This window comes from Microbacterium sp. CPCC 204701, from assembly GCF_004010105.1.
Taxonomy (GTDB): Bacteria; Actinomycetota; Actinomycetes; order Actinomycetales; family Microbacteriaceae; genus Microbacterium.
Window position 1 is genome coordinate 1 of sequence record NZ_RRYE01000150.1, and the last position, 7,030, is coordinate 7,030.

General features: G+C 68.9%; 7 protein-coding genes and 2 pseudogenes. 5 read left to right on the forward strand and 4 right to left on the reverse strand.

Features of this window, described 5'->3' with window-relative positions; all coding sequences use genetic code 11:
- Both EIO58_RS10175 and EIO58_RS10180 read right to left on the reverse strand, forming a co-directional pair.
- Positions 1–347 (reverse strand): annotated as a pseudogene (locus EIO58_RS10175) (proline/glycine betaine ABC transporter permease); the annotation flags it as partial.
- Positions 347–1,675, reverse strand: a complete 1,329-nt coding sequence (locus EIO58_RS10180) for a quaternary amine ABC transporter ATP-binding protein (RefSeq protein WP_127819444.1) — start codon at positions 1,673–1,675, stop codon at positions 347–349. The gene EIO58_RS10180 and the pseudogene EIO58_RS10175, both read right to left, overlap by 1 nt.
- A gap of 355 nt (positions 1,676–2,030) precedes the next feature.
- Here EIO58_RS10180 and EIO58_RS10185 point away from each other — a divergent pair, with 355 nt between their 5' ends.
- From EIO58_RS10185 to EIO58_RS10195, 3 genes are read left to right on the forward strand one after another with little or no spacing between them, the layout of a single operon-like run.
- Positions 2,031–2,423, forward strand: a complete 393-nt coding sequence (locus EIO58_RS10185) for a GntR family transcriptional regulator (RefSeq protein WP_127819449.1) — start codon at positions 2,031–2,033, stop codon at positions 2,421–2,423.
- A complete protein-coding gene (locus EIO58_RS10190) occupies positions 2,420–3,361 on the forward strand; it encodes an ABC transporter ATP-binding protein (protein WP_127819445.1) in 942 nt (313 codons plus the stop codon). Before EIO58_RS10185 ends, EIO58_RS10190 begins: the two co-directional genes overlap by 4 nt.
- A complete protein-coding gene (locus EIO58_RS10195) occupies positions 3,358–4,053 on the forward strand; it encodes a hypothetical protein (protein ID WP_127819446.1) in 696 nt (231 codons plus the stop codon). The genes EIO58_RS10190 and EIO58_RS10195 overlap by 4 nt, the downstream gene beginning before the upstream one ends.
- 87 nt (positions 4,054–4,140) lie before the next feature.
- Here EIO58_RS10195 and EIO58_RS18785 read toward each other — a convergent pair whose 3' ends face one another.
- Both EIO58_RS18785 and EIO58_RS10200 read right to left on the reverse strand, forming a co-directional pair.
- Complete coding sequence (locus EIO58_RS18785) at positions 4,141–4,296, reverse strand: hypothetical protein (protein ID WP_164861627.1); 156 nt, start codon at positions 4,294–4,296, stop codon at positions 4,141–4,143.
- Positions 4,297–4,404: 108 nt separating this feature from the next.
- The gene (locus EIO58_RS10200) at positions 4,405–4,713 is read right to left on the reverse strand and encodes a chorismate mutase (protein ID WP_127819447.1); all 309 of its coding nucleotides are present in this window, start codon (positions 4,711–4,713) and stop codon (positions 4,405–4,407) included.
- 81 nt (positions 4,714–4,794) lie between these two features.
- Between EIO58_RS10200 and EIO58_RS10205 the strand changes: the two genes are divergently transcribed.
- Both EIO58_RS10205 and EIO58_RS10210 read left to right on the forward strand, forming a co-directional pair.
- A complete protein-coding gene (locus EIO58_RS10205; protein WP_127819448.1) occupies positions 4,795–6,021 on the forward strand; it encodes an AI-2E family transporter in 1,227 nt (408 codons plus the stop codon).
- A 96-nt stretch (positions 6,022–6,117) separates the two neighbouring features.
- Positions 6,118–7,030 (forward strand): annotated as a pseudogene (locus EIO58_RS10210) (hypothetical protein); the annotation flags it as partial.

A 7,030-nucleotide genomic window follows, 5' to 3' on the forward strand; every position in this document is an offset into this window, starting at 1 on the left:
CGGGCGGCCCAGATCCCGACGGGGATGCTGATCGCCGTTGCGATGAGCGATGCGACCAGCACGAGCGCCAGGGTGTCCATGGCGTTGTCCCATTGGTCGACGAGCACGATCAGCAGCAGGCCGAGACCGGTGCCGAGGGCGAGCCGCCAGCCTCTCACCCAGAACGCCAGAGCGGCGAACAGGACGATGATCGCCCAGAACGGGGGCGCGACCAGCGCCCAGTCGAGGGCGTCGTACACGGCGCCGAGCACCGTGGCGACGGCGTCGAAGAGCCAGCCGAACACGTCGCCCAGGAAGTCGACCAAAGCCTCGATCCATGCGCCGAGAGGCAGTCTGAGGTTCTCCATCACGCGCCTCCTTCCGCCGCACCGGCAACGGGCACGGTCGCGACCGGCACCGCCGTCGTCGATTCGCCGACGGCGACGAGCGTCTGCGCGAACTCGGCCTCCGGCACGGACACCGGCGTCCCGACGATCGGGATCGGCGTGGTCTGCGGGTCGACGTTGCCGAGCGCTGCCAGCAGCGTGACGCGCGGAATCATGCCGAGGAGGCGCCAGTCGTCGTCCACGACGGCGATCGGGAGAGGGCTCTCGACGGCGCGCTCGACGACGTCGCTGAGCGGCTCGTCGGCCTTCACCACCGGCGGGGTGCGATTGACCAGCGAGCGCAGGTCGGTCCTGCCGTCCTTGACGGCACGCACGACGGCACGGTCGGTGACCGTTCCGAGGTAGCGGCGGTTCTCGATCACGGCGACGGAGCCGACCTGGCGATCGCGCATCACGCGCAGCGCGCCGCGCACGCCCGCGCTGACGGGCGTGGTGGCGAGTGCGGGCGCCATGACCGATCCTGCGGTCAGGACGCGGGCGCGGTCGACGTCCTGCACGAACTGGGCGACGTAGTCGTTCGCCGGATCGGTGAGGATCTCTTCCGGGGTGCCGTTCTGCACGATCCGCCCGTCGCGCATCACGGCGATGCGATCGCCGAGGAACATCGCCTCGTTCAGATCGTGCGTGATGAAGATGATGGTGCGTCCGAGCTCGCGCTGCAGCTCGACGAGCTGCTCCTGCATCTCGCGGCGGATGAGCGGATCCAGAGCCGAGAACGCCTCGTCCATCAACAGGATGTCGGTGCCCGCGGTCAGCGCGCGGGCGAGGCCGACGCGCTGCCGCATGCCGCCCGACAGCTCGTCGGGCATCGCCTCGGCCCGGTCGGAGAGACCGACCTTCTCGAGGATCTCCATCGCACGGCCGCGACGCTCGTCGCGCGGCACGCCCTGGATCTCGAGCGCATACGCGGCGTTGTCGATCACGGTGCGGTGCGGCAGCAGCGCGAAGTGCTGGAACACCATCGAGATCGACGAGCGCCGGATCTCGCGCAGCTCCTTGGGAGAGGCCGTTCCGATGCTGCGTCCCTGCACGAGCACGTCTCCGGCGGAGGGCTCCAGCAGGCCGTTGAGCATGCGGATGATGGTGGATTTGCCCGAGCCGGACAGGCCCATGATCACGAAGATCTCGCCGCGCTGGACGGTGAAGCCCGCATCGATGACGGCTGCGGTTCCCGCACCCGCCACGTCCGTGCGGGTTTCGCCCGCCTTCAGCCGCTTGACGACGGCCTTCGGGTGCTTGGAGAACACCTTGTACAGATTGCGCGCCTCAAGGGCGGGTTCGACGGTCACGTTGCTTCACCTCCGCGGCGCGCGGAACGCGCTCGGCATCGGTTACGCCCGGGTGACGGTCATCGGCGCCGTAGCCGCGTCGTCGGGTGACGCGGTAGCGCATCCGGCGACGTACATCGGGTCCGTCGCCCAGACCGCCGACCATACGTCCGGCACGCGACGATCCCCCAGGATCGTCTCACGCGACGGCCGCGGACTGGTCGTCAGAGCCCACAGAGGGCCTCGTCCACGCTAACGGGATCGCATCGGCTGTCAAAACCGGGCACCCGAAGGAGACCGTTTCGTTACCCGGCTTGACACACACCATGTCGCATGGTTACTTAGCCAAGTAACTAACCAACCAAGCGGGGTGGACGTGATCGAAGACGGCCGGGCGCTGTTCCTCCAGATCGCCGAGAGCGTGGAGGACTCCATCGTCGACGGCTCGCTCGCCGAGGAGGAGCGTACGCCTTCGACGAACGAGCTCGCGACCTTCTTCCGCATCAACCCGGCGACCGCTGCGAAGGGAGTCGCGATGCTCGCCGACAAGGGCGTGCTGTACAAGCGACGCGGAATCGGCATGTTCGTGGCGCCGGGCGCTCGTGAACTGCTGCTCGGCGAACGGCGTTCCGCGTTCACCGACCGCTTCATCGATCCGCTCCTGGCCGAGGCCCGCAAGCTCGGGCTCGGACCTGAAGACCTGGCAATGCTCATCCGCGACCGCGCCGCGGCGCGCGCTGCGAACACCACGGAAGGGACCACACGATGACGACCGCCACCCCCGTCGTCGAGGTGAGGAACCTCACGAAGCGCTACCGCGAGGCCCTCGCGGTGGACGACGTGAGCTTCACGATCGAGAAGGACACCATCTACGGCCTGCTGGGCCGCAACGGCGCCGGCAAGACGACGGTCATGTCGATCCTCACGGCGCAGAACTTCGCCACCCGCGGCGAAGTGCGCGTGTTCGGCATGGACCCGTATGAGAACGCCAAGGTGCTCTCACGCATGTGCTTCGTGCGCGAGAGCCAGAAGTATCCCGACGACGCGAAGCCGCGGCACGCGTTCGAGACCGCGCGCCTGTTCTTCCCGAACTGGAACCAGGAGCTCGCGGACAGCCTGATCGACGAGTTCCAGCTGCCGATGAAGCGCACCATCAAGAAGCTCTCGCGCGGGCAGCTGTCGGCGGTCGGCGTGATCATCGGGCTCGCCTCGCGTGCCGAGATCACGTTCTTCGACGAGCCGTACCTCGGTCTCGACGCCGTCGCGCGGCAGATCTTCTACGATCGGCTGCTCGAGGACTACTCCGAGCATCCGCGAACGGTGATCCTCTCGAGCCATCTGATCGACGAGGTGTCGAACCTCATCGAGCGCGTACTCGTGATCGACCGCGGCCGCATCATCATGGACGAGTCGACGGATGCCGTCCGCGACCGCGCCGCGAACATCGTCGGCGACACGGCCGCCGTCGAGGCCTTCATCCAGGGGCGCGAGGTCATCCACCGCGAGAGCCTCGGCCACGTCTCGTCGGTCACCGTGCTCGGCACCCTCACCGCCGACGACCGTGCGCGGCTCGCCGCCACGGGACTCGACATCGCGCCGGTGTCGCTGCAGCAGCTCATCGTGCGCACCACCCAGCACGCGGCCGAAGCCGGCGGGCACGCCTCCGCCGCGACCACCGCCGATCTCGACGAAGGAGCACTGCGATGAACCGCACCGTCAGCGTGATCCGCATGCAGCTGATCAACCGCCAGACCTACATCTGGGTGCCGCTCCTGGTGCTCGGCGGCTCGTTCCTCATCACGCTCGCGATCTACGCGATCCTGATCAACGCCGGGGTGACGAGCGCCATGTACGGCGGCGGTGCGCAGGCCCCGCTGTGGTACTTCGCCGTCGTAGGCATCCAGTCGCTCACCCTCACGTTCCCGTTCTCGCAGGCGATGAGCGTGACGCGCCGCGAGTTCTACGTCGGCACGCTGCTCACCGCCATGATGACGGGCGCGATCCTGTCGCTGGTCTTCGTGGTGGGCGGCCTGATCGAGGAGGCCACCGACGGCCTCGGCATGAACGGCTACTTCTTCTACCTGCCGTGGATCTGGGAGGCCGGCCCGCTCGGCGCCGGCATCTTCTTCTTCACCGTCACGATGCTGTTCTTCGTCGCCGGGTTCTGGGCCGCCACGATCTTCAAGCGCTTCGGATCCGTGGCGCTCACGACGGTACTGGTCGGCATCGCGGCACTGCTCGTGCTGGTGCTGTTCCTGGTCGGGCAGATGCAGGCGTGGGCCCAGATGTTCACATGGTTCGCCGACCAGGGCGCGCTCGGACTCGCGGGGTGGGGCCTCCTGCTCGCGGTCGTCCTGGCGGGAATCTCGTACCTGACGCTGCGCCGGGCGGTGCCATAGATCTCCGGGCCCCTGGCTTCACGGGAGGAAGAATGCCTCGGTCCGCGCGTGCGACGCGCGGACCGAGGCATCCGCATCCCTGCGCCGTCAGGGGTGGGTCTGTGCGGGCCGATCGGAAGCGGCGTCGCGGGTCTCTTCGGCGCGTGCGGCGTCTTCGCGCACCTCGTCCGTCACCGCATCGGTCGGCGGTGCGTCGTCGGCGACGGCGTCGTCGGAGTGGTGCGCGTGCGGTTGATCTCTCATGTCGGTCTCCCTTCGCGACGACTCTCGCTCGGGACGACGCGGCGGCGCCACGGGCTTGACACCGTGCTCTCGGCGGCGTCCGGCGCGCTCTGGGGTCGGAGCGACCCGTCAGACCGCGGCGGCGCCGTTCCCGTCGCGCAGTCCCTCGTGGTGGCGGATCACCTCGGCGACGACGAAGTTGAACCACTTCTCGGCGAAGGCGGGGTCGAGGTCGGCCTGCTCGGCGAGGCTGCGCAGCCGCGCGACCTGCTGCTCCTCGCGGGCCGGGTCGGAGGGCGGCATGCCGTGCTCCGCCTTCAGGTGGCCGACCTGCTTGGTGGCCTTGAAGCGCTCGGCGAGCAGATACACCAGCGCGGCGTCGATGTTGTCGATGCTGCTGCGCAGCCGGGTGAGCGTCGTTCTCGGATCCTCGGTCATGGCGTCCTCCTCGCACCACGACGATACCCGAGGCAGAAATTCACCCGAATCAGACGATGGCCCTAGGCCTAGAGTGTCACCATGACGCAAGACACCAGTGCCTCCAGTGCCGCTGGGGCGCCGGGCGAGGCGACCGTCACCGCCGCGACGACAGCAGCCGTTCACGGCGATGGGTTCGCGACGACGACCGACGAGACGCTGGCCGCCGACCTCGAGGGCGAGGCGGTGTTCACCGGCGAGGCGCCGGCCGGCAAGACGTTCTGGGCCAACCTGAACAGCCCGTTCTCGCTCGGTCTGCTCGTGACGCTGGGCGGTCTCGTCGCCGTCGCCCTGGGTCTGGCTTTCTGGAACCTCTCGACGATCATCATCTACATCGTCTTCGCGCTGTTCGCGGCCCTCGGCCTCGACCCTGTCGTGCGGTTCCTCGGCCGCCGGGGCGTCGCGCGGCCGTGGGCGATCGTGATCGTGTACGGCGCATTCGCCGTCGTCCTCGCTCTGGTGCTGCTCCTGGTGGTGCCGACGCTCGTGGCGCAGCTCGGTCAGTTCATCGGAGACATCCCCGACCTCATCGAAGAGTTCCAGGCCTCGGACTTCTACGCCTGGCTGAGCACCACATTCGGCGCGCAGGTCGGCGACATGGTGTCACAGGTGGAGTCCTTCCTCACCAACCCGGCGAACCTCGCCGCGATCGGAGGCGGCGTGGTCAACTTCGCCGTCGGCGTCGGCACCGCGATCTCGGGCCTCATCATCGTTCTCGTGCTGAGCCTCTACTTCCTCGCCGGGCTTCCCGCGATGAAGAAGTCGTTCATCCAGTTCGCCCCGGCGCGCACCCGCCGCAAGGCGACCGCGATGACGAACCAGATCACCGACTCGATCGGCGCCTACCTCATGGGCATGGTGGTGCTGGCCTTCTGCAACTCGATCGTCGCGTTCCTGCTGCACCTGTTCCTCGGCCTGCCGTTCCCGGCGCTGATGGGTGTGATCGCATTCCTGATCACCCTCATCCCGCTCATCGGCTCGGTGCTGTACTGGATCGTCGCGACCGTCATCGCGCTGTTCACCGGCTGGGTTCCGGCGCTGATCTTCGCGATCATCTACCTCATCTACATGCAGCTCGAGGCGTACGTCCTCACGCCCCGCGTGATGAACAAGGCGATCGCGGTGCCCGGTGCGCTCGTCGTCATCGGTGCGATGGTCGGCGGCACGCTGCTCGGGCTCCTCGGCGCGCTCGTCGCGATCCCGGTCACCGCTTCGATCCTGCTCATCATCAAGCAGGTCTTCATCCCCCGCCAGGACGCCAAGCTCTGACCCCGGCCGTCTGACGACGGCACCGGGCCGCATCGGCGTGCCCGTCGTCGTTCTCGCGATGTTGCCGGCTCCGACCGAGCGGCACATACTGTGCGCATGGCAATCCGGGCCGCAGAGGTGGTCGACTGGACGGGCCGGTTCGGCGAGCTCATGGCGAACGAGGCCGACCTCGACGCGCGCAGGCTCGATGAGCTCGGGCAGGCGGCGTGGTTCGTCGGGCGCGACGACCAGAGCGCGCGCGCCTGGGAGCGTGCGCACCTGCGCTACCTCGACGCGGGCGACCTCACCGCCGCGGTGCGGTGCGCGTTCTGGCTCGCGTTCACGCTCGGCGAGCACGGCGACGCGGTGCGAGCCCGTGCGTGGATGTCGCGGCTGTTCGAGCTCTGCGGCCGGCCCGATGCAACGCCTACGACCGACGCCGCGCGCGGACTGTGCATCGCGTTCGCCGCGTACGCGCGGGGGGATGCCGAGGCATCCGTCGAACTGCATCGCGAAGCGGTCGCCCGATCGGATGCCGCCGACGACGCCGATACGCTGACCCTCGCCACGATGGGTCTCGGACGCGCGCTGCTCGCGGCCGGGCGTCCCGAGGAAGCGTTCGACGCCCTCGACCGCGTGATGCTCCTGATCGGCGACGGGCGCGTCAGCGATCGCGCTGCGGGTCCGGCATTCTGCGCTGTGATCGCGAGCCTGCTGGGCCGCGGCGATGTGGAGCGCGCACGCGTGTGGACGCGCGAGCTCGGCGACTGGTGCGACTCGCAGCGCGGACTCGAGCCGTTCCGAGGCGAATGCACGCTTCACCGGGCGACCGTGCTGCAGCTCGGCGGCGAGTGGGCTGCAGCGAGCGCCGCGGCCGAGGTGGTGTGTGCGACCGAGAAGCGGGCCGAGACGCTCGCGAACGCGTGGTACCGCGTCGCGGATCTGCATCGCGTCGCGGGCCGGTCCGATCGTGCGCGTGAAGCGCTGCGCCGGGCCGCCTCGCTCGGGCGCGAGGTGCAGCCGGCGCTCG

What these genes read in the sequence shown, in the direction of transcription:
- EIO58_RS10190 (WP_127819445.1), top strand. Translation starts at nt 2,420, where the DNA reads ATGACGACCGCCACCCCCGTCGTCGAGGTGAGGAACCTCACGAAGCGC.
- EIO58_RS10195 (WP_127819446.1), top strand. Translation starts at nt 3,358, where the DNA reads ATGAACCGCACCGTCAGCGTGATCCGCATGCAGCTGATCAACCGCCAG.
- EIO58_RS18785 (WP_164861627.1), bottom strand. Translation starts at nt 4,296, where the DNA reads ATGAGAGATCAACCGCACGCGCACCACTCCGACGACGCCGTCGCCGAC.
- EIO58_RS10200 (WP_127819447.1), bottom strand. Translation starts at nt 4,713, where the DNA reads ATGACCGAGGATCCGAGAACGACGCTCACCCGGCTGCGCAGCAGCATC.
- EIO58_RS10205 (WP_127819448.1), top strand. Translation starts at nt 4,795, where the DNA reads ATGACGCAAGACACCAGTGCCTCCAGTGCCGCTGGGGCGCCGGGCGAG.